General features: G+C 32.4%; 22 protein-coding genes. 8 read left to right on the forward strand and 14 right to left on the reverse strand.

Going from position 1 to position 21,792, the window contains the following annotated elements; genetic code table 11:
• Nucleotides 1–82: 82 nt before the first annotated feature.
• Both HRU50_RS11120 and HRU50_RS11125 read left to right on the forward strand, forming a co-directional pair.
• Nucleotides 83–1,546 carry a PAS domain-containing sensor histidine kinase gene (locus HRU50_RS11120; protein WP_296351160.1) on the forward strand — a complete coding sequence of 488 codons (1,464 nt, stop codon included), beginning with the start codon at nt 83–85 and terminating at the stop codon, nt 1,544–1,546.
• Complete coding sequence (locus tag HRU50_RS11125) at nt 1,543–1,977, forward strand: response regulator (protein ID WP_296351161.1); 435 nt, start codon at nt 1,543–1,545, stop codon at nt 1,975–1,977. Before HRU50_RS11120 ends, HRU50_RS11125 begins: the two co-directional genes overlap by 4 nt.
• 967 nt (nt 1,978–2,944) lie before the next feature.
• Here HRU50_RS11125 and dnaN read toward each other — a convergent pair.
• From dnaN to HRU50_RS11155, 6 genes are all read right to left on the reverse strand, one after another.
• A complete protein-coding gene (gene dnaN / locus HRU50_RS11130; protein WP_296351162.1) occupies nt 2,945–4,063 on the reverse strand; it encodes a DNA polymerase III subunit beta in 1,119 nt (372 codons plus the stop codon).
• An 89-nt stretch (nt 4,064–4,152) separates the two neighbouring features.
• Entirely contained in the window at nt 4,153–5,859 is a 1,707-nt protein-coding gene (gldG, locus tag HRU50_RS11135) for a gliding motility-associated ABC transporter substrate-binding protein GldG (RefSeq protein WP_366927378.1), read from the reverse strand.
• Complete coding sequence (locus HRU50_RS11140) at nt 5,834–6,337, reverse strand: hypothetical protein (protein WP_296351163.1); 504 nt, start codon at nt 6,335–6,337, stop codon at nt 5,834–5,836. Before HRU50_RS11140 ends, gldG begins: the two co-directional genes overlap by 26 nt.
• Nucleotides 6,334–7,056: a gliding motility-associated ABC transporter permease subunit GldF gene (gene gldF, locus HRU50_RS11145; RefSeq protein WP_296351164.1), complete on the reverse strand. Its 723-nt coding sequence runs from the start codon at nt 7,054–7,056 to the stop codon at nt 6,334–6,336. Before gldF ends, HRU50_RS11140 begins: the two co-directional genes overlap by 4 nt.
• A gap of 136 nt (nt 7,057–7,192) precedes the next feature.
• Nucleotides 7,193–7,489 (reverse strand): antibiotic biosynthesis monooxygenase family protein, encoded by a 297-nt coding sequence (locus HRU50_RS11150; RefSeq protein ID WP_296351233.1) that lies wholly within the window; start codon nt 7,487–7,489, stop codon nt 7,193–7,195.
• 61 nt (nt 7,490–7,550) lie between these two features.
• Nucleotides 7,551–8,429: an SAM-dependent chlorinase/fluorinase gene (locus tag HRU50_RS11155; protein ID WP_296351165.1), complete on the reverse strand. Its 879-nt coding sequence runs from the start codon at nt 8,427–8,429 to the stop codon at nt 7,551–7,553.
• Nucleotides 8,430–8,549: 120 nt separating this feature from the next.
• On the opposite strand from HRU50_RS11155, the gene HRU50_RS11160 reads away from it, so the two are divergent.
• Together HRU50_RS11160 and HRU50_RS11165 are read left to right on the forward strand one after the other, a co-directional pair.
• Entirely contained in the window at nt 8,550–9,503 is a 954-nt protein-coding gene (locus tag HRU50_RS11160; RefSeq protein ID WP_296351166.1) for a PhoH family protein, read from the forward strand.
• 69 nt (nt 9,504–9,572) lie between these two features.
• Entirely contained in the window at nt 9,573–10,523 is a 951-nt protein-coding gene (locus HRU50_RS11165; protein WP_296351167.1) for a phosphoribosylaminoimidazolesuccinocarboxamide synthase, read from the forward strand.
• 13 nt (nt 10,524–10,536) lie between these two features.
• Here the strand turns inward: HRU50_RS11165 and HRU50_RS11170 are convergent, their stop codons facing one another.
• The 4 genes from HRU50_RS11170 to rlmD form a co-directional block, all read right to left on the reverse strand.
• Nucleotides 10,537–11,721, reverse strand: a complete 1,185-nt coding sequence (locus HRU50_RS11170; protein ID WP_296351168.1) for an FAD-dependent oxidoreductase — start codon at nt 11,719–11,721, stop codon at nt 10,537–10,539.
• A 16-nt stretch (nt 11,722–11,737) separates the two neighbouring features.
• Nucleotides 11,738–12,505: a DUF6048 family protein gene (locus HRU50_RS11175; RefSeq protein WP_296351169.1), complete on the reverse strand. Its 768-nt coding sequence runs from the start codon at nt 12,503–12,505 to the stop codon at nt 11,738–11,740.
• Nucleotides 12,471–13,082, reverse strand: coding sequence for a DUF6452 family protein (locus HRU50_RS11180; RefSeq protein WP_296351170.1), 612 nt, complete (start codon nt 13,080–13,082; stop codon nt 12,471–12,473). The genes HRU50_RS11175 and HRU50_RS11180 overlap by 35 nt, the downstream gene beginning before the upstream one ends.
• Before the next feature lie 68 nt (nt 13,083–13,150).
• A complete protein-coding gene (gene rlmD, locus HRU50_RS11185; RefSeq protein WP_296351171.1) occupies nt 13,151–14,605 on the reverse strand; it encodes a 23S rRNA (uracil(1939)-C(5))-methyltransferase RlmD in 1,455 nt (484 codons plus the stop codon).
• A gap of 255 nt (nt 14,606–14,860) precedes the next feature.
• On the opposite strand from rlmD, the gene rocD reads away from it, so the two are divergent.
• Nucleotides 14,861–16,141, forward strand: a complete 1,281-nt coding sequence (gene rocD / locus HRU50_RS11190; protein ID WP_296351172.1) for an ornithine--oxo-acid transaminase — start codon at nt 14,861–14,863, stop codon at nt 16,139–16,141.
• 64 nt (nt 16,142–16,205) lie between these two features.
• Here rocD and HRU50_RS11195 read toward each other — a convergent pair whose 3' ends face one another.
• Nucleotides 16,206–16,538, reverse strand: a complete 333-nt coding sequence (locus HRU50_RS11195) for a CCC motif membrane protein (RefSeq protein ID WP_296351173.1) — start codon at nt 16,536–16,538, stop codon at nt 16,206–16,208.
• Between the two features lie 4 nt (nt 16,539–16,542).
• Complete coding sequence (locus tag HRU50_RS11200; RefSeq protein WP_296351174.1) at nt 16,543–16,830, reverse strand: DUF2752 domain-containing protein; 288 nt, start codon at nt 16,828–16,830, stop codon at nt 16,543–16,545.
• Between the two features lie 105 nt (nt 16,831–16,935).
• Between HRU50_RS11200 and HRU50_RS11205 the strand changes: the two genes are divergently transcribed.
• Nucleotides 16,936–17,163, forward strand: coding sequence for a hypothetical protein (locus tag HRU50_RS11205; protein ID WP_296351175.1), 228 nt, complete (start codon nt 16,936–16,938; stop codon nt 17,161–17,163).
• Entirely contained in the window at nt 17,144–17,701 is a 558-nt protein-coding gene (locus HRU50_RS11210) for a Smr/MutS family protein (protein ID WP_296351176.1), read from the forward strand. The genes HRU50_RS11205 and HRU50_RS11210 overlap by 20 nt, the downstream gene beginning before the upstream one ends.
• On the opposite strand, the gene HRU50_RS11215 is transcribed toward HRU50_RS11210, so the two are convergent.
• Nucleotides 17,698–18,639: a hypothetical protein gene (locus HRU50_RS11215; protein ID WP_296351177.1), complete on the reverse strand. Its 942-nt coding sequence runs from the start codon at nt 18,637–18,639 to the stop codon at nt 17,698–17,700. The genes HRU50_RS11210 and HRU50_RS11215 overlap by 4 nt on opposite strands.
• Before the next feature lie 86 nt (nt 18,640–18,725).
• Here HRU50_RS11215 and HRU50_RS11220 point away from each other — a divergent pair, with 86 nt between their 5' ends.
• Nucleotides 18,726–19,865, forward strand: coding sequence for a cysteine desulfurase family protein (locus HRU50_RS11220; protein WP_296351178.1), 1,140 nt, complete (start codon nt 18,726–18,728; stop codon nt 19,863–19,865).
• Here the strand turns inward: HRU50_RS11220 and HRU50_RS11225 are convergent.
• A complete protein-coding gene (locus tag HRU50_RS11225) occupies nt 19,862–21,661 on the reverse strand; it encodes a T9SS type A sorting domain-containing protein (protein WP_296351179.1) in 1,800 nt (599 codons plus the stop codon). The genes HRU50_RS11220 and HRU50_RS11225 overlap by 4 nt on opposite strands.
• Nucleotides 21,662–21,792 lie beyond the last annotated feature (131 nt).

Genomic DNA, 21,792 nt, shown 5'->3' on the forward strand with positions numbered 1-21,792 from the left:
AATTCGTATTGATGACATTTTTTTAATTTTGGCACACCATTGGCTATATAATTAACGTTTAAAACTTTTAAATTATATAGGTATGGAAGCAATAACAGAAATATGGCAATCTAATCAACAAGATCAAGTTGTAGCAGCATTAAATACCTGCGCGATGGTTTCTATAACCGATACAGCAGGTAACATCATCTTTGTAAATGATAAATTTTGTGAGATCTCTGGTTATGAAGAAGAAGAATTGATTGGCAAGAACCACAGAATGTTTAAATCAGGGTTGCATCCAGATAGTATTTACGAAAATCTATGGAAAACCATAAGCTCTGGTAAAGTATGGACAGGAGAAATTTGTAATAAAACAAAAAGTGGTGGTCTTGTTTGGTTTACAGCTACTATTGTTCCTTTTAAAGATGAGTTTGGTATAATAGAAAAATATGTTGCAATTAGAAGTAATATATCAGAACTAAAAGCAAAAGAAGAGGAGTTAGAATATTCAAAATTAAGCTTTAAGCAGCTTTTTAATTTAGCCCCAGACGCCTATCTCGTTTGTAATAACGAAGGACTTATTCTAAACTGTAACCAAGCAACTGAAGAACTTACTGGTTATTCACAAAAGGAATTGTTGTTCAAAAATATTTTTGATATAAATCTTATCACTAAAAGAAGTAAGGTTTTATTTAAAAAGTCACTCGAAAGTTCATCGGCTGGTCAAGATAAAACTGAACTACAGATTGTTTCTAAATCCGGGAAGAAGGTAACACTAGAAGTGGCCTCTCATAAAATAGACCTTAATAATAGAAAGGTTGTTTTAAGTATTGGTAGAGATATTACGCAACGTAATAAAATATTGCAAGAATTAAATGTAAAAACACTTGATTTAGAGGTGTTTATATATAGAGCGAGTCATGAAATGAAAGCGCCGTTTACTACAATTGAAGGATTGCTTAATTTATTGAAAGAAGAAAAGAGTAGTGTTGGTACTGATGCAATAATTAAGATGATGGAATTCACATTGAAGAATGGTAAGTCAATGTTAGATAATCTAAATTCAGTTAGAACAATCCTTAAAGGAGATTTAGAAAGAGAAGTTGTAGACTTAAAAAACTTGGTAACACAAATCATTTATGATCTCAGCTATATGGATAATTATGAAGAAGTAAATTTTGAAGTGGATATTCCAACAAATTTTAAACTGTTTGGCAATTCATTTCTGTTAAAATCAGTATTTCTAAATCTTATTCAGAATTCAATAAAATATAACATACCTAAAACTGATGGTAAAAGTCCAAACGTAAAAATCACAGCATTTAAAGTTGGTAATACGGCTGTAGCTCATGTCATAGATAATGGATTGGGTATAAAACCAGATGAACAAGATAAAGTATTTGATCTTTATTATAGAAGTAATTACCGTAAGGAAGGATGCGGACTAGGGTTATATATAACTAAAAATGCTGTTGAAAGATTAGGTGGTCAAATAGATTTAACCTCTTTTCAGAATCAGTTCACAAAATTTGAAATAAAGATTCCATTAGTATCACAATCATGAAAACTAATATCGTAACATATCTCGTTGATGATAGTCGAATAGATCTTTTTATTAACCAAAAAGTGCTTTCAAATTATAGCAAAGATCTCAAGACTAAAGCATTTCAATCACCAGTTGATGCTCTTGAATATTTTAGGTCTAACCTTGACCAAATTAATAATAGGAGTCAAGATTATAAACAAATAATATTGATAGACGTAAATATGCCAGTCATTAAAGGTTTTGAGTTTTTAAATGCTCTTATTCATTTGGATAATTTTAAAGAAAACGTATTCAATATTTATTTTTTATCATCTTCGATTAATAGTGAAGATATTAATAAAGCAATGAGTATGAATAACTGTAATGGCTATTTAAATAAACCTTTAACAAAAGATTTATTTAAGGAGATATTAAGTCGTAATGAAACACCACATCAATGCAAAGCATAGAAATTAATAAAAGTGTTAAGCCTCTCAATTACCATGATTTGATTTTATATTTAATTTAATGATGTGTGATAATTAAGAACTAAAATATGTCACGATATTAGTTTTCTTGATTTAGGTTAACTTAAGGAAACTTATAGTTATTTAAATTTACATTGTCTAGAAAATACTTCTTATAAGCGGTATAAAAATTAGTATGGGATTATTAGACAATTTTAAAAGAGCATATTTGGGATATGCTCTTTTTTTATTTTTAAATTTCATCAATAAAATATGTGAAATTGACATAGGTCAATTTTTTAATGAATAATGTTAAATATCTTTACATTGTCTATAAAATACTTTTTAAGCGGTATAAAAATTAGTATGGGATTATTAGACAAATTAAAAAAGAGCATATTAGGGATATGCTCTTTTTCTTTTTAAAATAGGCTGTTTTCGTTTTCCTGTATAGCGATATTTGTTTTTCTAGCCAAATACTGAAGAAACTTATTAGTTTTAAAATTTAGATGTTTAATTAAACACTTTATCAAAAAGCTTAAACTATAAATTGTCTTCTAGATCGTAAATTACTTGTAAAATGTATTCCTTCATTAGTTGTGAGAGGTAGAAAGTTGATTTATCTTAAACTTTATTCAGAAAATACCTGAATTTTATTTTTTATTGATATATGTTAAGATTTTCTTGGATAAAGAAATATATCTTTAGAGTGTCTATAAAATACTTTTATAAGCGGTATAAAAATAGTATGGGATTATTAGACAATTTATAAAAGAGCATATTTGGGATATGCTCTTTTTTTATTTTTCATTTTGACCTGTAAATTTTAATTGTAAAGTGAAGCGCACAAATGATATAAGATGAGTCCTGACACCTAAAGCTTAGGCGAAAAAGTTTTTTAACCTAATTAGCACCAATAAAAAAAACCAGCAGAAACTGCTGGTTTATAATATAAACAAGACTTTTTTGATTAAGAATTTAACATCACTGGCATAACTAACATTGTGATTTCTTCACCTTCATCTAATCCATCTATTGGTGTTAAAATACCAGCTCTATTAGGTAAACTCATTTCTAACTGCACATCATCAGAACCTAAATTGTTAATCATTTCAGTTAAGAAACGTGAGTTAAAACCAATTTGCATATCATCACCTTGGTAATCACAAGTAAGCCTTTCTTCGGCCTTGTTACTGTAATCAATATCTTCTGCAGAAATATTTAATTCCGCGCCAGCAATTTTTAAACGAATTTGGTGTGTAGTTTTATTAGAGAAAATACTAACACGACGCACAGAATTTAAAAACTGAGTTCTAGCAATTATTAATTTGTTAGGATTCTCTTTAGGTATTACAGCTTCATAGTTAGGATACTTTCCATCTATTAAACGACAAATCAATACCGAATTATCAAATGTGAATTTGGCGTTAGATTCGTTGTATTCGATCACAACATTATCTTCATTACCAGCTAAAATTCCTTTTAATAGATTTAGTGGTTTTTTTGGCATAATGAATTCTGCAGTTTCACTTGCAGAAACATCGCTTCTAGAATACTTTACAAGTTTGTGAGCATCTGTAGCTACAAAGGTTAAGTTATCTTGTGAAAACTGAAAAAATACACCACTCATTACTGGTCTTAAGTCATCATTACCAGCAGCAAAAATGGTCTTGCTAATAGCTGACGCTAGTATATCGCCAGAAACTGTTGTTGAACTTGCGTTTTCAACTGCTACTGCATTCGGGAATTCAGCGCCATCCGCATATGCAAGCGCATATTTTCCATGATTTGAGCTAATCTCAACTGTGTTATTTTCTTCAACAACAAAAGTTAATGGTTGTTCAGGAAATGTTTTTAATGTATCTAACAACAGACGTGCAGGCAATGCAACACTGCCTTCAGAGTCACTTTCTACATCTATAATTGATGACATAGTAGTTTCTAAATCACTTGCAGAAACCGTTAATTTAGATTGACTAAGTTCGAATAAAAAATTATCTAAAATTGGAAGTGTGTTGCTATTATTAATTACTCCGCCTAAGACTTGTAATTGCTTTAACAAATATGTACTTGAAACAATAAATTTCATGCGATATGTGTGTATATATTAAATTGGATATTAGTCTTACAAATATATCCTAATAGAAGGGTTTTCTAAAACAAACTTATTAACAAAACCTATGCGTATTTTTTCTTTCTAACATAGTTAAAACCTAAACCGAAAATTCCTAATAAAGCTAGTGGTAGTGCAATATTTATTAATTGCCATTGTAATTTATTCTCTGTGATTTTATCAGAATCTAAGTAAGCGATATTTATTTCTTTACTTCTAATGTTTATAAGTCCTGTATCGTCCAATAAATAATTTACAGTATTCATAAGAAATTCTTTGTTTCCAAAGGATTTTCCTGTGACTTGGTCAAATCCAAGTTCTTGAGGTCTATTCTTTATGACTTTGTTCTTAATAACATCACCATCAGATACAACAACCATTTTAGTTGGTTTACTTTTTGACTTATATGCTTTAAGTTTAAAAGGTAATACTGCCTTGTCATAAACAGAGGTAAATTCACCTTCTAATAGTACCGCTAAATTTTGCGGACCAGCATTAAATGTATCTTCATCTAGTGGTTTGGTGACATCTGCCAGTGATATCATTGTGCCGCTTCCTGATAATTTAGATTTGGGTGAACTTTGTAACAGAACCGTCTTTTTAACACTATTTTTAAGTGTATCCATCGGACTTGCAAAATCAAACTTCACAAGGTTAAGATTCTTAGTTATAGAATGTTCTGGATTTGAAGCAGCCAATGGGGAATACTGCCATTGTACAGGTTGTAGTGGTGCAGGATTTCCTTCACCAATAGAGAGCATAATAGGCGCAGAATACATATCCTTCACCAAAGTATGATTTACTCTTACACCATATTTGAAAAAGAAATTGGTTAGATTTAAATCTCTAGCTATTGGAACCGCTGAACCAGAATTATTATACAAGCTATCTTTATCCATAATTACAGATTCAGTCAACCATAGACTTTTTCCACCATTCATGGTATATTGGTCTAAGACCAATTTTTCTTCTTCAGTAAATACTTCGGTAGGTTTAGCCGAAATGATTAAATCAAACTGTTTGATTTGATCTAAGGCTTTTTTTGGTGTAGTAGCAACACTGTCTAATGTAAAGAATCCAATATTGTAGTATGACTGTAAAGTCTTTAAAAAGTCATTAAGATACTTAGTCTTAATTCTGCCTTTGTCGTCCAAATCATCTAATTGGCCATTTCCTTTTAATATTGCTATTTTCTTAGATTTTTCTTTAATAAGCTTGCTAAAACCATCAGCAAATCCATATTCTAAGCCTTGCACTGAATTATTAATTTGTTCTGGTAAGCCTTCAGTAATACTTCGTTTTAATAACGGGATTTTTACTGTATTTCCTTTGTAACTCGCAAAACACCATGGAAAAATAATTTCTTGGGTTACTTTACCTGTTGTACTGTTGGTGTTTATAAAAGGTGTAAGTCCAGATCGTGTGAGTTCTTGTATATTTCGTTCTCTAGTAGCTTCATCTTCAATTGGGTTGATGTAATTGACTTTAATGTTATTGGTATAAATGGAGAACTCTTCTAAAATTTGTCTAGTTTCATTACGAAGTAATCTAAACTCCGAAGGAAAATCACCTTCAAGAAACATATCTATAATTAACGGTGCATCAATATCTTCAATTAACGATTTTGAGGCTTCAGATAATGTATAACGCTTATCTTCTGTGAGGTCAAATCTGCTATATGCTTTACTAGAAATGAAGTTAACCGCAATTAACCCAATTAAAACGATTAGTGTATGTATTAAAGACTTATTGCTCTTCATTCTTCTTTTCAAAAGTTATGTCTTGTTGAAATTTTTTAAAGCTAAAAACTTGTTTATTTACAAATGTGATTTCAACACATTCTACTTTGTCATTAAAAGCACCAGGTTCAATGCCTAAACCGTAATTCCATTTATCATCGTTATGCGCTTTTTTAGCATCATCCCAAGTTAGCCACTCGGCAGTTCCTAAATATTTTGAAACCTCCTCTTTAGTCATACCTTTTAAGGTGTCCGATGCTATGGTGTTATCGATCATCTCATACCTTAGTGCTGGTTTTTCTATCCAAGCTTCACTATCAAAACGCTTTTGATGATGATAATTGCTAATAATGTTTATAAAGGGATAAAATAAATGAAAGTAGGCGAGTGGTGTTAACACCAAACTTATGAGTCCTGTCAACCACTTGCGCTTATCTACTGTATTCAAAAATAAAAACAGTAGAACAAACACTATCAACATTCCAATGACTAAAAAAGGTGTAATTATCATTTCTTTTGAATTCTAAGTTTTGTAAAAATTAAAAATGCAACAGATATGCTTATAAAGTAGATTAAATCTCTAGTATCAATAATACCTTTACTCATGCTATTGTAATGCGCGGACATACCCAAATTTTCCATATAAATAAGGTCTCCAAAGACACTGTAGTTTGAAAGACCTTCGAATCCAAAATACATAAAGAAACATATAAAGACAGCTATAATAAAAGTGACGATTTGATTATCTGAAAGTGTAGATGAAAAAACACCGATGGCCGTGTATGCCGAAGCTAAAAATAGAAGACCAAAATAAGATCCTATTGTACTACCAAGATCTAAATTATTTTCTGTACTTCCTAATTGTGAAATGGCATAGGTATAGAGCAATGTAGGCATAAGTGCTAATAAAATCAAGACAAAAGCCCCTAAATACTTACCCAAGACAATTTGAAAATAAGATAGTGGTTTTGTAATTAAAAGTTCTAATGTACCTTGTTTTTTTTCATCACTAAAACTTCTCATTGTAACTGCTGGAACAAGAAAAATTAGAATCCAAGGTGCTAACAAAAAGAATGAAGATAAACTTGCTGTACCATTTTCAAAGATGTTGAACTGACCTTTAAAAACCCACAAGAATAGCCCATTGAGTAACAAAAATACCCCAATAACCAAGTACCCAATTGGTGAGGCGAAAAAGGTGTTTATTTCTTTTTTTAGTATTGCGAACATTTATATTCAGTATTCAGTTTCGATTTTTTAGTATGCATTATTTTTTATGACTTCCAACTTCCAACTTCCAACTTCCAACTTCTAGCTTCTTGCTTCAGTCTTTAACGATAACAATTATAAATGCACTTATCACTTATTACTCAAGCGAAGCAATCTTTTCAACACTCCAAGCTTCTGGTTTATCATTAAACAATGGTTTGGTCTTAGCCCAAACACTTTTAAATAAGTCTGAATGCCTATAATCATTTAGATGATCTTCAGAATCCCAATAACTATACGTGAAAAATATACTTGTATTGTTCTTGTCTCTGTATAATTCTAAAAAATTACAACCATCAAAGGCTCTTATTTTTGTTTTATTGGCTTCAAAATTAGTTAAGAATTCTTCAATCTTCGATGGTTGAAAACTCATTTTTACAATTCTTACTAACATATTAGGTGTATTAAAATTGAAATTTACTTTGGTATCGACTATTTCAGAATTTTGCCATATCTTATTCATACCTTAGACCTTGTTCTCTTATAACTGCGGCCGTTGGTAATGGCTGAAACTTCACGGTCACAGTATCCATGGTTTTTAACCCCATTAAAGTTGAAGCACTACCAACTGTGCGAGAATTACTTTTATACACCGCAATTTCTAAATACCCAGCAGAATTAAACACAACCATCCCTTTGCCTTCATCATTACGTTTTGACTCTTCAACTTCAAAGTTTACAATATCACTGTATCTGTTATAGATTTTCTTGAACTTATGATTACGTGCTGAAATTTCAAATTTTCGAGTTTTCTGAATGTCCTCAAAAAATTTCTTTTTTATGTTGGTTACAACATTGCCATAATTGTCAATGTAAATCACACTGCCGATGATTTGATTTTTTTCATCGTTTACAAATGGAATTAAATTACGTATCGGTTTAATAGTGTTAATAACTTTTCCGATGATCTCAAGAGTGCCACCTCTAGCAACATGACAAGCTACTTTTACGAAGACATCAAGAACGGGAAAATTCGTTTCTATCTTATCATGAATATTAATCTCAACTATTTTTTCTGGAGCAATTTCTGTACAGATCATACTCATAATGCCATTATTAGCACATATAAAGTAATGGTCATCTAGTTTTATGGCAATGTGTTTATTTTCAGGGTTTAACTCAGAATCAATTCCTATAATATGAATGGTTCCTTTTGGGAAACTGCTGTAGGCATTCAAAATAATATATGCTGCTTCAGAAATATTAAAAGGCGATACCGAATGGGAAATATCAACAATTCTAGTATCAGAGAGTTCACTGTAAATTGCGCCTTTTACTGCGCCAGCAAAGTGATCTTTCTCTCCAAAATCTGTCGTTAAAGTAATGATAGCCATGCTTTAATTGTTGATATTTTTTTGAAAATTGTCATAACAAAATCGCTAGATTTGTATGTGTGACAGTGTTACACAAAACTAAGAAAAGAAAACAGATTAACTCACTAAATTTAGTAGCTTTTGAATGAACTAATTCTAGAACTCGAAGAAATATCTCCAAAAGAGTTTTTTGGCGCACAAAATGCCAATATAGAACTTCTTAAAAAATATTTTCCTAAACTTAAAATTGTAGCCAGAGGCAACAAAATAAAAGCCTATGGCGATGAAGATTTACTTGAAGAATTTGATACACGCATGATGATGTTGATGGGTCATTTTGGAAAGTATAATAAGCTTGATGAAAATGTCATAGAGCGTGTTTTAACGAGTAATAGTAGTGCAGATTATTCAACTTCTGCTAGTAGTGGTGAGGTAATTGTACATGGTGTTGGCGGTAAGATTATTAAAGCGCAAACCGTTAATCAACGTAAGCTTGTTGAGAGTATTCGTAAGAACGATATGGTATTTGCTATTGGACCAGCTGGAACTGGTAAAACATATACAGGCGTAGCACTTGCTGTAGAAGCTTTAAAGAAGAAAGAAGTAAAGCGCATCATCTTAACAAGACCAGCAGTAGAAGCTGGTGAAAATTTAGGGTTTTTACCTGGTGATTTAAAGGAAAAGCTAGACCCTTACATGCAACCATTATATGATGCGTTGCGAGATATGATTCCTCATGAAAAATTAGATAATTATATAGAAAAAGGTGTGATTCAAATTGCGCCATTGGCATTTATGAGAGGTCGTACATTAGATAACGCTTTTGTAATCTTAGATGAAGGTCAGAATACTACGCATAACCAAATGAAAATGTTTTTGACGCGTATGGGCAAGAATGCTAAGTTTTTACTAACAGGTGATCCTGGTCAGGTAGATTTACCACGACGTACTATTTCTGGTTTAAAAGAAGCTTTACTAGTTCTAAAAAATGTTGAAGGTATAGGAATGGTTTATCTAGATGATAAAGATGTAATAAGACATAAACTTGTTAAGAAGGTTATTGCAGCCTATAAGAGTATAGAAAATAGAGATTAGTTAGTATTCGTGCTATGCAGTATCCAGTAAGACAAACAAACTTTTTAACCATAAACGAATAAACCATTAATGAGCAACACAATAATAGATACCAATTTTAGCTTTCCAAATCAGAAAAATTTATACAAAGGAAAGGTTAGAGAAGTATACAATATCAATGATAACCTATTGATTATGGTAGCTACTGATAGACTAAGCGCATTTGATGTGGTGATGCCAAAAGGTATTCCTTACAAAGGACAAATACTAAATCAGATTGCGACTAAAATGATGAAAGCTACTGAAGATTTGGTGCCTAATTGGTTGGTTTCAACGCCAGATCCAAATGTTGCTATTGGTCACCTTTGTGAGCCATTTAAGGTTGAAATGGTAATTAGAGGTTATATGTCTGGCCATGCAGCCAGAGAATATAAAGCTGGTAAGCGTTTGTTATGTGGTGTACCAATGCCAGATGGAATGAAGGAAAATGATAAATTCCCAGAGCCAATAATTACTCCAGCAACAAAAGCGGAGCAAGGAGATCATGATGAAGACATTTCAAGAGAAGATATTCTTAAGCGAGGTATTGTTTCTGAAGAAGATTATGTAATTCTTGAAGATTATACTAGAAAATTGTTTCAGCGTGGTACAGAAATCGCTGCAAAACAAGGACTTATTTTAGTGGATACAAAATATGAATTTGGTAAAACCAAAGACGGAAAGATTGTTTTAATTGACGAGATTCATACACCAGATTCTTCTCGCTACTTTTATGCCGACGGTTATAACGAACGACAAGAAAAAGAAGAACCCCAAAAACAATTATCTAAAGAATTTGTGAGACAATGGTTAATTTCTAATGGTTTCCAAGGATTAGAAGGACAATCAGTTCCTTTTATGAGCGATGAATATATCGAAACCGTAAGCGAACGCTATATAGAATTATACGAAAACATTACGGGCGAAACTTTTGAAAAAGCTGATGTTTCTAATATTCAAAGCAGGATAGAGGCTAATGTTTTAGAATATCTAGAGAACTAATAAATTATTCAAATTAACTTATCATTTCTTGAACAGCTCTTTTGGCTGAACGTGCTGCTGCATGAACGCTTCCCCAGTCATTTCCTGTAGTGTAAGCATCACCAGCAAAATATACCTTGTTATTAACTGATTGTCCTAATCTATAAACTCGGTTAAAGCTTTCATAATCGTATACGTAAGCACCATCTGCATATGGTTCTGCATTCCAGTTTTGAAAGGTGTGTTGTATATAGCTAGAACTTGCAATATTACTATTAAACACTGCATTAAGCTCGTTGAGCATAAAATCTATTCTTTCACTATCTGAATTAAGATTAATGTAGGTTTCTGCTTCAGTTCCAACCGAGAATAAACCTAATACATTCTGAATAGAATTTTGTCCGTAAGAAGCATCGTAATATAGTTTTTGCCCAGCAGTTTCAGGTGTTGTAGTGTATGATATAAACGTTGGGTAAAACTTATTGCTAAATTCTATAAAAGCTTTAAATCCACTCCATACTGTAGCATCATTTATGGCATTTTGCTTGTTGTTAGGTAACTGAGGATTGAAGTTAACAGATCCATTTTGTAAAATTTTTAAAGGAATGGTTACAATTAACTTTTCAGCGTTGTATTCTTGACCGTCTGTATCCGTAACCACTACTGCATCGCTAGAATAATCAATATTAGTAATTGGGCTATTGTAAATAATTTTAGACGCAACACTAGGAAGTACATAGGTTTCAAAAAATGAAAGCCATGTAGAGTTAGCAAATTTTCGATCTATTACTAAACCAATTTCAGATAAAGTTATTTGTTCACCATCTTCTGCATCTATGCCAAAATCTAAACTGGAATTATAACCAACAGTTGTAATATCTATATTAGTAGAGTTATCATTTATAATTTCGGAAAAAATAGAAGGATTTACATGCAACCATTCTGCACCTAATGGTATGGGAAAGTCAACAAAAGATGTATTATGTTTCATTCTGCCACCATAAGTTGAAGTAGCTTCTAAGATTTTAAAATCAATGCCTTGTTGCGCAAGTAAATGGCCTGCAGCCATACCTGCTGCACCAGCACCAATGATTATTACAGATTCCGGCGGATTGTTATTAGAACTAATATTAGAACTACTACAAGAAGATAACACAGATTGAAGAGGTAATGAAATACCTAATAGACCACACATTTTTAGGAATTCATTTCTTTTCATGGTATAAATTTAGTGGTTACTCTCCAGCTTCCTTTTCTTGAACAACAAGCTTATCCTTCTTAAATATAGGGATTAAATAAGATAAATTAAAACCAAAGCCTGTTCCAAATCGTCCACTGTCATAAGTTCTGTTGAATCCTGGTATATAGAGGTTTTCGAAGCCTTCCGGTGAAGTTTCCGAAAGTAAGAATTTAATTTGACCATTAATTCCTGCATAAAAGTTATTAAATATCTCTGCTTTTAAACCAATAATAATTTCTGTCCAAATCGCCGTTAATCCATCAAATTCAGCACCTTCTTCAACGGTATATTGTTGATTCCAATATTGATTGTTCACGTTGTAAATGTTATAACTGTTTAATGTTTGAGTAAATGTGCTCGCTCCACCTCTAAAACCTACATAGATCATGTTTTCCATGTCTAACCAGTTCTTGTAAAAGTTAAGGTCAATTCCACCTTTAAAATAGCTTCCTTTCGTGGTATTACTTAAAACTTCGTTGTTAATAGTGTGTTCTTCATTACCAATTTCACCAGCTAGATAGATTTTTTTGGTAAGGCGATAATCACCCATAATTTCAAAACCGGTATAATCTTCTTCGAAAAAAGTTCTTGCAATTTTACTAGCATCAATACCTAATCGTAAACCATACTTTTGCTTGTAGACTAAAGTATCTTTTACGGTCTTCTTTTTCTCTTGTTGTGCTTGCAATGAAAAAGAACAAAACAGCAGCAATAAAAGTGCAAATCGTTTAGTGAAATATGCGAACATGTACTGTATTTTCATTATTAACAGTTGTTTGAACAACTTCTATATTATTAATCCAAAAGGATGCGTCGTCTCCTTCTTCCACATTAACGTCCAAATTGTTAAAGATGCTTTTATAACCACATGCTCGAGACACATATTGAAATTCTGAAGTATATGATAATTCAATGATATCTGTATTTGAATCATCCGTGTCATCATCATTTAGACGTAGGTTAGTATCCTTTTCTAAAACAAAACGCGAAGTAGTAATCACACCTTCATCTCCGATAATTAAGGGTAATTCTATATTATCTCTATTGATATTGAAAAGTACAGTTAAATCTGATTGTAGTATACCATTGTCAGCAATTGATGTTGGTTCATCTATTGGATCACCATTTTCATCACTTAGCAATCCTTCGCCATAAACTGTTAATCTCGGTACACTTTTAAGTTCATCAGGCTCAGAAGCATCATAAAACTCTACAATAACTCTAGGTGTGGTTGCGGTGCCTTCAGCGCAGATATCGTCACGTTCACAGCCATTAAAAGATAAGGCTCCAAGAAGGCAAAGTGCTATAATGAAGAAATAGTGTTTCTTTTTAAAATTCATGTAATTGTTGACGCGTTTAGTTGTTTATTTGATAATTTCTTAACGCATTTAGCATATTAGTTATTTTCTTAATTCTTTTCAAATAAAACTACAGTTTCTATATGTGATGTATGAGGAAATTGGTCTACTAAACTCATCTTTTTTATTTGATAGTTAGCCTTCAACAATTGCTCTGTATCTCTGGCTTGAGTCGCCGGGTTACAAGATACATAAACCAAACGTTCTGCATTAAGGTTTATTATTTTTTTAAGCGTTTTTGGCGCTATGCCAGCTCTTGCAGGATCGAGGATAATGGTCCTTATTTTATTTTTGTACTGTGGATGTTCTGTTAAGAATTTACCCACATCAGCAGCATAAAACTCAAGACCTTCTATATTATTTCGTTTGGCATTTTCTTTGGCATCTTCGATAGCGGAAGCCACAATATCTACACCAACAATTTTGGTATTACTTGCTCTTGAAGCTAATATTTGCCCTATTGTTCCTGTACCGCAAAATAAATCTAAAACCACAGAATTATCTACAGCTTCTTTATTTTCGAGAGCATAATCAATAACTTTAGAGTATAACTTTTCTGCCGATTTTGGATTGGTTTGAAAAAAGCTTTTCATGCTTATTTCAAAATTTAATCCAAGTAGTTCTTCAACAATTTTATCTTCACCATAAATCAGTGTGATACTTCCTGTAGTGGCTATTGTTCTATCACCAATTTCATCATTTATGGTATGCAAAAAGCCTGCAACACGAGTTCCGAATAATTCAACTAAATAGTCTGCAAATGCGTTTAGGTTAAACTGAGATAAGTCATGTGAAGTTGTGACAAGATTGAATAATAATTTATTGGTTTTGTATGACTTTCTTATAACTAAATATCTATAAAAGCCTTCCTTTTTTGGCGCATGCCAAGGTTCTAAACCTGTCTGCTCACAATAGTGTCTAATAATTTTTAGATGATTCTCAACTTCAGCATCAAATAAACCAGAGTCTTTCTCTAGATTGTCACCACACCACCATAGTCCACGACGTTTAAATCCTAGAGTAAATTCGTCAACGTCTGTTTTATTTGTTCTGTCGTAACCAATGGCAGAAAAGCCATATTCCATTTTATTACGATAATGAAATGTGTTTGGTGAAGTTATAAATTCATCAAATTTATCTTCAATATTCTCAACTTTACCTATACGTTTAAAAAGCTCTAATGTACTTGTCTGCTTGTATGCGTGTTGCTTTTCAATCGGTAAATTAATATAGGGAGCACCAGGAATATCTTGGTAAGGCATATCTATTTCATCATCAGATCGTTTAAGCACGTCTAATAATTTACCTTCAGCATATTTTTTGCTAGATTTTTTTATTTGCGTTTTTACAGTTTGCCCCGGAATTGTATTGGGAACAAACACTACAAATTCTCCGTGTTCATTTCTTATACGACCAATGCCTTTACCACCAAATGCGTAATCTTCAATTAGAATCTCAATGATTTCTCCACGTTTTACAAACTGATTTCGTTCTCTTCTTGGCATTTTTAAATGTAATTGACGGCAAAAATATGGTATTTAAGCGTTAGCCCATTCATAATCTCTTTAATATTTATTATTTTGCAGACCACTAGGGATGATTTCTCTCCCACGCTGCTTTTTCGAGTGTCGCTGTTGGTGGTTCTAACCAAGACGCACAAATCTTCTCGAAGGAATAAAGGTAGAGCAGGAACTCGCTAAGCGAGATTAGGTAAATACCATGTTTTGCTTAGTTTTTGTTTAATTTTTAATTTTTTTGAAATGGCAGTTTTAGACCACATTTCGTCGCAGGAAGCGATGGCATTGGAGAACAAGTATGGTGCTCAGAATTATCATCCATTACCAGTTGTATTAAGCAAAGGTGAAGGTGTTTATGTTTGGGACGTAGAAGGTAAAAAATACTACGATTTTTTATCTGCTTATTCTTCTTTAAATCAAGGGCATTGTCACCCAAAGATTGTGAATGCAATGATGCAACAAGCAGAACGCTTAACTTTAACTTCTCGTGCATTTTATAATGACATGCTTGGTAGATATGAAAAATATGCAACTGAGTATTTTAAATTTGATAAAATGCTTCCAATGAATTCTGGTGCGGAAGCAGTAGAAACAGCATTAAAACTATGTCGTAAATGGGCATATGAAGTTAAAGGGATTGATTTAAATAAAGCAGAGATTATTGTATGTGAGAACAACTTTCATGGCAGAACAACAACAATCATTTCGTTTTCTAATGACCCAATTGCCCGTAAAAACTTTGGACCATATACAGATGGTTTTATAAAAGTTGAATATGATAATCTTGCAGCATTAGAGGAAGTTTTAAGCACAAATCCTAATATAGCAGGTTTCTTAGTAGAGCCAATACAAGGTGAAGCTGGTGTTTATGTGCCAAGCGAAGATTATTTAGTAAAAGCAAAAGCACTTTGCGAAAAATACAATGTATTATTTATTGCAGATGAAGTTCAAACAGGTATTGCAAGAACAGGAAGACTTCTAGCTACTTGTGGTAACTGTACATGTGAAAATAAAGATTGTTCGGACACTCCAGATGTTAAACCAGATATTTTGGTTTTAGGTAAGGCCTTAAGTGGTGGCTTATATCCAGTATCTGCAGTAATGTCGAGTAACGAAATTATGAATGTGATACAACCAGGAAACCATGGAAGTACATTTGGTGGAAATCCGATTGCAGCAGCGGTTGCAATTGCAGCGTTAGAGGTTGTTAAAGAAGAAAAATTAGCTGAGAACGCTTATCAATTAGGTGAGTTGTTCAGAGCTGAAATAAATAAATATATAGAAACAAGCTCTATTGTTACTAAGGTAAGAGGTAAAGGCTTGTTAAATGCGATTGTTATTAATGACCATGAAGATAGTGATACAGCTTGGAATATATGTTTAAAACTACGAGATAACGGTTTATTAGCTAAGCCTACTCATGGCAACATGATTAGATTTGCTCCACCATTAGTTATGACTGAAGAGCAATTATTAGAATGTGTTTCTATAATTACGAATACGCTGAAAGAATTTGAAGATTAGAATATAGAAACCACTTATAAAAAAAGCGTCTAATTCATATAATTAGACGCTTTTTAAATTAAAATTATTGATTTTGCATTTGTTCCATCATTTCGGTTACTTGTTCCATATAAGCATCCCATCCACCAATAGACCAAATATTATAAGCAGTCCATATGAATGTCAATACACCTAAAGCGATACCAATTAAAGCTAAAGTTTTTGCAGTTTTAACTTGGCTATAGTTAGTATATAATTCTGGTTGTTCTAAATATGTTTTTTCATCTTTTTTCGCCAAGAAAAAACCTATACCCGAAAGTAATATTCCACCAAGTCCAGCACTAAAACAACAACAAATAAAGGAAATGCTTGAAAGTACTATTGATGTGGTTGCGTTAGGTAATTTTTGTTGTTCCATAATTTTATTTGAGATAAAGTTTAATTAAATAATTGCCTACAATAACAATTACGTTGAGTATAGCCAATATACTAATAATTTTAGTGTCGTTATTAAATTTTCTAAATCTACTTATAGTAATGAAACTAAATAGAGTTATTAAAGTATATATGCCAGGGTACATATAAAACGCTTCTACAAACTCACCTCTTAGAATCAAAGCAACAGATCTTTGCAATCCACAGCCCATACATTCCATACCTAGGTACTTTTTACTGAGACAAGGCAACATATAATCTTCTAATTTTGTCATAAAATAAAACATAGTGCTAATTTACATAAATACACATACAAAACGGAATACCTTTTCAAATAACTCGATCTATATCTTATTTTTGTAATGCTTAATTTTATAGATATGAATATTTCTAGACTAATTAATTACGTGTGTATTATTATTGGTGGTGTAATTGCTATATATGCTCAGGCAGAAGAACAACAAGACACTTTTTTATTGGTAGGTGGTATTGTAATATTAATGTTTGGTATTTATAGAACATCACGAAATATTCCTAGTAAGTATGAAAAGCAAGAAGAAGATTCTTTTGTAAAGTCAGAACCAATTGATGAAGATGAAACGAGGTGATATTGTTGAAGCTTTGGATGATGATATTTCTGGAGAAATCATCAAAATCTCAGGATCCACTATAATAATTGAAGATTCGGACGGTTTTGAATATCAGTTTCAGTCTAAAGAATTAGTTTTAAAACAATCTAAATCTCAAATAGATAGAGCTCTATACGATTCTGATATAGAATCGATAAAGAGAGAAAAAGAAACTAAAAAGCGAAAGCAAACTCAAAAAGTAACACCTAAAGAACGTCATGCACCTAAGTTTGAAGTAGATTTACATATTCATCATCTTACAGATTCTACAAAAGGTATGACTAATTTTGACATGCTCAACCTTCAACTTGATACTGCTCGAGGACAACTAGAATTTGCTATTAGAAAGCGTATACCAAAAATGGTGTTTATACATGGAGTAGGAGAAGGAGTTTTGCGTCAAGAACTAGAAACCTTGTTAAGTAGATATAACAACGTTAAGTTTTATGATGCGGATTATAAAACCTATGGATTAGGCGCTACTGAAGTGAGAATATTTCAGAATATAGCACCTTAATCTTCCTCTACTTCTTGAGTAAATGTAATTTCATAAGTCAATGTACCTAAATCAACTTCTGTTGCTGAAAGTATTTCTAAGTTTATATTTCTTACTATAATTCTTGCATTAACCGTACGTTTATATTCATTGTTAGCAGTTAATCCGGGCGAGGCATAAAAGGTGTCTTCTAAAACATTTCTAAAGTGAGGAACAAGGTCACCATCTGCATTTGTATTACGATCATTTAAAGGGTTTTTATCACCGTCTTCATCTTCTTCAATGGTATCAATACCATCGCCATCGTCGTCTTCATCTAAATAATCAGGAATTCCATCACTATCGGTATCTAATGGGTTTGTGGTTGGATCATCGTCACCATCAAGATCAGTATTATCAATTTCTTCTGAGGTTTTTACATTGTCATTATCATCATCTTCATCCAAATAGTCAGGAAATTCATCGCCATCTGAATTTAATGCATTAGGGTAGTTACCGTCCTCATCTGGTTCGCCACGACCTTCTAAATCTGAAGGAATGCCATCACCATCATCATCTTCAATAGTAACAGTGATTTCCACATCACCAGAGTCAGCCTCATAGTCTTCAACAATATTTAAATCAGCAGGTGGAATGACTTCACATAACTCACCAGTTCCTAGTGCTCGATTATATGTTCTGTAAATGAACCGTATTTGATTACCATTAATAGTTAACTCAGTTGGGGTATCTGTTGGCGTTGGTATTGTAAAAGGAAATTCGTCATCTGCATTTCTAGTAATAATAAGAGATAAAGACTCGTTAGGATCTTGTCTGGTATCATAAATAAGAAACGAATTAATATTATTGTCGCAATATTCAAGATTTTGATCAAAGTCCAAGTCAACAGTTAGTATATCACCATCATTACAAGTGAATAGTGTAAAAAGTAAACAACTTAAGATGAAACGACGTATCATAGATTCAATTTTCAACAAAAATAATCGATTTATAAAATTAGAACGTTCCAAGTCCTAAATAATTTTATTTACAATATTTTTGCATTATGAAAGCTATTTATTTAGATAACGCTGCAACGACTGCACTAAGACCAGAAGTCATAAATAGAATGACCGAAGTATTAAAAGAAAACTACGGAAATGCTTCGTCTACTCATGCCATTGGCCGTTCGTCTAAAGCACTATTAGAACAATGTCGTAAAAATATAGCAGCTTATTTTAATGTTTCTGCTGCAGAAATTGTCTTTACTTCAGGTGGAACAGAAGCAGATAATTTTGCCCTAAGAAGTGCAGTTAGAGATTTAGGCGTTACAACTATAATTACTTCAAAAATTGAACATCATGCCGTATTGCACACTGCAGAACAATTACAGAAGGAATATGGTATTAAACTTTTATTTGTTGATTTAGATGAAATGGGCTTTGTAGATTACAACCATTTAGAATCATTATTGGAAGAAAACGATCATTGTTTGGTGAGTTTAATGCACATTAATAATGAGATAGGAAATATTCTCAATATTGAAAAAGTTGCTCATCTTTGTAAATTGAATAGTGCACTGTTCCATACAGACACTGTACAATCCGTTGGACATTATAGGTTGGACCTCAGTGAAATTCCTATTCACTTTTTAGCGGCGAGCGCTCATAAATTTCATGGCCCAAAAGGTGTTGGATTTTGTTTTGTAAGAAAAGAAACAGGACTAAAACCTTTAATTTTTGGTGGTGAACAAGAAAGAGGTTACAGAGCAGGGACCGAATCGATTCATAATATTGTTGCAATGGATGAGGCTTTGCGTATAGCTTACGAAAATATTGACACCGAAAAGTCATATGTTGCTGAACTAAAGCAATATTTCATAGAAACCGTTAAAAAAATGATTCCAGTTGCTAGGTTTAATGGTGGCTGTGCGGTACTTTCTCATAGTACCTATACCTTAGTTAATGTTTGTTTACCTGTAAAAAAAGAAAATGCAGCAATGCTGCAGTTTCAATTAGATTTAAAAGGTATAGCATGTTCTAAAGGTAGTGCTTGTCAAAGTGGTAGTAATCAACAATCACATGTGCTCTCTGCTATTTTAGATGAAAATTGTTTGAGTTTACCTTCAGTACGTTTCTCATTTAGTATTTATAATACCAAAGAAGATATAGATTACGTTGTTAAAGTATTATCAGATTTGTGTTAATTTTTTACGAGTATTTTCTGAGACGTAATACCTTTATTAGATACTACATTTACAACATAAGCTCCATCACTTAATTGATTGGTTGATAACTTATAACGGTCAAGAATTGTATCATAATTTGACTTTATAATACTTTTACCTGCAATGTCAAAAACTTCAATAGTTTTTACATCTAAATTATTTCTGTTGATTACGGCTAATTGTTGTAAATCATTGTTTTGATTGATAATCAACGATTCAGCTAATGTTTCATCGATTCCTAATGATTCACCAGCTACAAATACAATTTCGAATCTATCAGTATAACTGCCAGGTGCAACATTGATTTCATAATCTTGTGTTCTCAAATTAGCATATGTATTATTATCTGTATCATGAATGTAAATGCCTTGATCAGAATCAAAGTTTTGGATATCAAAAATTCTAAATCTAATCGGTTGTTGTGCTTCAATATCCAAAGTCATCGGGATTACTAAAGCTTGGTCAAAAGGAAATGCCTGCCCAACATAGTCTTTATTATTATAGGTAAAATAGCCGTCAGAATTAAACTCAGTTCCTTTAAAGAGCTCAAGCCCTCTGTCATGCCCAAATGTTGCAGAGTCATGAAAATTTAAAACGACCTGTCTTGTATATTGATTGGTATTAACAGTGAAGTCAATGTTTATTCTAAAACGCTTATAATCATCAGGAACAATAGATAATCCATTTTGTTGGTATTGTATACTATTTTCAGCGATATCTGTTGTATTTTCTGAAGTGATGTCAGAGTCTGGTCTAATCTCAAATTCGTCGTTGTCTCTAAAGAAATAACTAGTTCCTCCTTCTTTTACATAAGCTCTAAATGCATTTTTCATACTTACAGTTCCCGAAGTACCAGTGATACCTTCTACCATAAAACCTTGCCCAATAGGAATATATCTTTGGGCAACTTTACTACCATTTTGTGGTATTGGTAGAGGAAAGGAATTGTCTAGCTCATCATAAGTTTGGAATACTGCGGGTGTAAATGTTTCAGTATCTCCTGCAGCATTGATAGTATAACTTGCGTAGCCACCAATATAACTTTGTAAAACATGCGATTGTACTGAGCCATCCTGCTCCCAATAATATATTGTATCTTCTATTGCAGCAACATTATCTGTATCATGAATAAAAGCAGCTGCATCAATTGCACTCGGATAAGGATTTCCTACTAGAGTCCACTGGTCCGCAGCAACAGTATTAGTTATAGTACCGTTATTAGGTTTTCCTCTAAAATCGTAAGCTGTAGATCCTGTGAGTCCAGTACCTGTGCCTTTCATTGTAAATCCTAAGCCAGCTGAAAGATCACTAGTTTCATCTAAAGCAGTCCAATTACTGTAGCTTGTTGCGATAGTATATGAGTATAACCATCTATTTGCTATAACTAAAGGACTTGCAGTACCTTCATCTGCTGTCGTAAATAAGGCATTATTACTGTCAATGAGATTACCTGTACCAAGTAAAGGGTCATCAAGTTGATTATCAAACCTTAATACATTGTTAGAATTGTTATCCGTTAGTGTTCCGCCAACAGGTGAGCACCAATAGTTGTATGCCCATTGATTGGCTGTTCCTTCTTGGTAAACACTTAACTCCCCAAGACCAGAATTTCCAGTAACACCAGAACCTTGTATGAGTTGAGATTCGTTTCTTAAATAAAGTTTGGCTGTTGATTCTTCGAGGTTAACATCATTTTCAACAAATAGAACTTGGTCGTTAACAAAGACATAAGAATTATTTCTGATACTTAATTGTGCCCAACTTAGTGATGACAACAAGAGGAATATAAGAGGGAATTTTCGGATCATATCAAGTTATTATTACTCAATAACGTTCAATGTAAGTAAATTAAATTGAATAACAAAAGTAGCTAGTGTTTGACGAATATTTTTATCCGTTTAACTAT

Origin of the sequence: Winogradskyella sp., assembly GCF_013213835.1 — a bacterium.
In the GTDB taxonomy this organism is placed as follows: domain Bacteria; phylum Bacteroidota; class Bacteroidia; order Flavobacteriales; family Flavobacteriaceae; genus Winogradskyella.